The organism is Kineococcus sp. G2, assembly GCF_037154035.1.
GTDB lineage: Bacteria > Actinomycetota > Actinomycetes > Actinomycetales > Kineococcaceae > Kineococcus.
The window spans coordinates 1-2,719 of sequence record NZ_JBBBEM010000019.1; the positions used below are offsets into that span (position 1 = coordinate 1).

Sequence of the window (2,719 nt, forward strand, 5' to 3'; positions counted from 1 at the left end):
CATCAAGGCCACCGAGAAGCCGCGCGAGTCCGTCCTGGACGGCATCCCGCTGCAGCTGCCGGCGCTCGCCCGCGCCGACAAGGTCCTCGGCCGCCTGCAGCGCGCCGGCCTCGCCGAGCCCGCCGGGGCGCAGGAGCCGGTCGGCGAGGAGGCGCTGGACGAGGAGGTGGTGGGGGAGCGGCTGCTGGACCTGGTGCACGCCGCGCACGCGGCCGGGGTGGACCCCGAGGCGGCGCTGCGCACGGCGACGCGACGGCTGGAGCGCGCCGCCCGCGAGCGCGAGAGCGCCGCGGGAGCTCCCCGGCGCTGAACCCGATCGGTAGGGTCGGGCGCCGTGACGACGACGCACGTCCTGGCGCTCGACATCGGCGGCACCAAGATCGCCGCCGGGCTGGTCTCCCGCACCGGTGAGGTGCGCGCCGAGCGGGAGGTGCCCACCGACGCCGCCGACCCCACCGCGGTCGGCGCCGCCCTGGACGCCCTGGTGGACGACGTCCTCGCGCACGCGCTCGAGCACGGCCTGGAGGTCGCCGACGTCGTCGGCATCGGCTCGGCGGGGCCGGTCGACACCGCCGCCGGCACGGTGCACCCGGTGAACATCCCCTCCCTGCGCGGCTTCCCGCTCACCGCGGCGGTCGCCGCCCGCGCCGGGCGCGCCCTGGGCCGCCCGGTGCACGCCGCGCTCGCCCAGGACGGGCAGTGCTTCGCCGCCGCCGAGCAGTGGGTGGGCGCCGCCGCCGGCGCGCCCTCGGTGCTCGGCGTGGTCGTCTCCACCGGCATCGGCGGGGGCGTCGTGCTCGACGGGCGCATCCTCACCGGCAAGAGCGGCAACGCCGGGTTCATCAGCCACGTCGGCGTCGTCCTCGACGGCGAGCGCCTGCCCGGCTCCGGCGCCCTCGGCGTGGTGGAGGCGTACGCGTCCGGCCCGGCGATGGTGCGGGCGGCCCGGGCGCGCGGCTGGCGCGCCGGCGAGGCCGCCGACGCGCGGGTGCTGACCGCGGACGCGGCCGCCGGGGACCCGGTCGCGCTGGAGGTGATCGCCGTGGGCACTCGCGCGCTGGCCTCGGCGTTCCTGTCGGCGGCCGCGCTGTTCGACCTCACCGACGTCGTCGTCGGGGGCGGTGTCGCCGCCTCCGGTGAGGTGCTCATGGGGCCGCTGCGGGCGGCGTACGCGGAGCTGGCCGTCTACCCGCACCTGGCGGACGTGCGGCTGACCGCCTCGCAGCTGCCGCGCCTGTCCGGCCTGCTCGGGGCGGGCCGGCTGGGCTGGCAGACGCTCTCGGGGTGAGCGCGGCGGCGCCCGCTAGGCTCGGGCCGACCGAACAGCGGACGAACGAGCAGTAGGAGTGCGCGTGGCCACCATCGAGGCCGTCGGAGCTCGCGAGATCCTGGACTCCCGGGGCAACCCCACCGTCGAGGTCGAGGTCCTCCTCGACGACGGAACCTTCGCCCGCGCGGCCGTGCCCTCGGGCGCGTCCACCGGCGCCCACGAGGCCGTCGAGCGCCGCGACGGCGACCAGGGCCGCTACCTGGGCAAGGGCGTCGAGCAGGCCGTCGAGGCCGTCATCGAGGAGGTCGGCCCGGCGCTGGTGGGGCACGACGCCCACGAGCAGCGGATCGTCGACCAGGCGATGCTCGACCTGGACGGCACCCCCAACAAGGGCCGCCTGGGCGCCAACGCCGTCCTGGGCGTCTCCCTCGCCGTGGCCAAGGCCGCCGCCGCCTCCGCCGACCTGCCGCTGTTCCGCTACCTGGGCGGCCCCAACGCGCACCTGCTGCCCGTGCCGATGATGAACATCGTCAACGGCGGCGCCCACGCCGACACCGGCGTCGCCATCCAGGAGTTCATGATCGCCCCCGTGGGGGCGGCCTCCTTCCGCGAGGCGCTGCGCTGGGGCGCGGAGACGTACCACGCGCTGAAGTCCGTGCTCAAGCAGCGCGGCCTGGCCACCGGCCTGGGCGACGAGGGCGGTTTCGCCCCGGACCTGCCCAACAACAAGGAGGCCCTGGACCTCATCGCCTCGGCGATCGAGAAGGCCGGCTTCAGCCTCGGCACCGACATCGCGCTGGCGCTGGACGTGGCGGCCACCGAGTTCGTCGCCGACGGCGGCTACGCCTTCGAGGGCTCGACCCGCTCCGCGGAGTGGATGACCGGCTACTACGAGGGCCTGGTCTCGGAGTACCCGCTGGTGTCCATCGAGGACCCGCTGGGCGAGGACGACTGGGAGGGCTGGCAGCACATCACCACCGCCCTGGGCGGCAAGGTGCAGCTCGTCGGCGACGACCTCTTCGTCACCAACCCCGAGCGGCTGCGCAAGGGCATCGACCTGTCCGCCGGCAACTCCATGCTGGTGAAGGTCAACCAGATCGGCTCGCTCACCGAGACGCTCGACGCCGTGGACCTGGCGCACCGCAGCGGGTTCACCACGATGATGAGCCACCGCTCCGGTGAGACCGAGGACACCACCATCGCCGACCTGGCGGTCGCGGTGGGCTCCGGCCAGATCAAGACCGGCGCCCCGGCCCGCTCCGAGCGCGTGGCGAAGTACAACCAGCTCCTGCGCATCGAGGAGGAGCTGGACGACGCCGGCCGCTACGCGGGCGCCTCCGCCTTCCCGCGCGCCGCGCGCGCCTGACGCGTTCCGGCCCGCTCCCGGGAGAAGCTGTCCCCATGGCGTCGCGACGTCCCACCGCGCCCCGCACCGCCCGCCGCACGGCG

At 75.9% G+C, this 2,719-nt stretch carries 2 protein-coding genes and 1 pseudogene; all 3 read left to right on the forward strand.

The window, feature by feature from the left end:
• Positions 1–310, forward strand: a pseudogene (locus V9U69_RS04230) (nucleoside triphosphate pyrophosphohydrolase); the annotation flags it as partial.
• 24 nt (positions 311–334) lie between these two features.
• Positions 335–1,288, forward strand: coding sequence for an ROK family protein (locus tag V9U69_RS04235; RefSeq protein WP_337060055.1), 954 nt, complete (start codon positions 335–337; stop codon positions 1,286–1,288).
• Between the two features lie 64 nt (positions 1,289–1,352).
• Complete coding sequence (gene eno, locus V9U69_RS04240; RefSeq protein ID WP_337060056.1) at positions 1,353–2,636, forward strand: phosphopyruvate hydratase; 1,284 nt, start codon at positions 1,353–1,355, stop codon at positions 2,634–2,636.
• Positions 2,637–2,719: the final 83 nt, after the last annotated feature.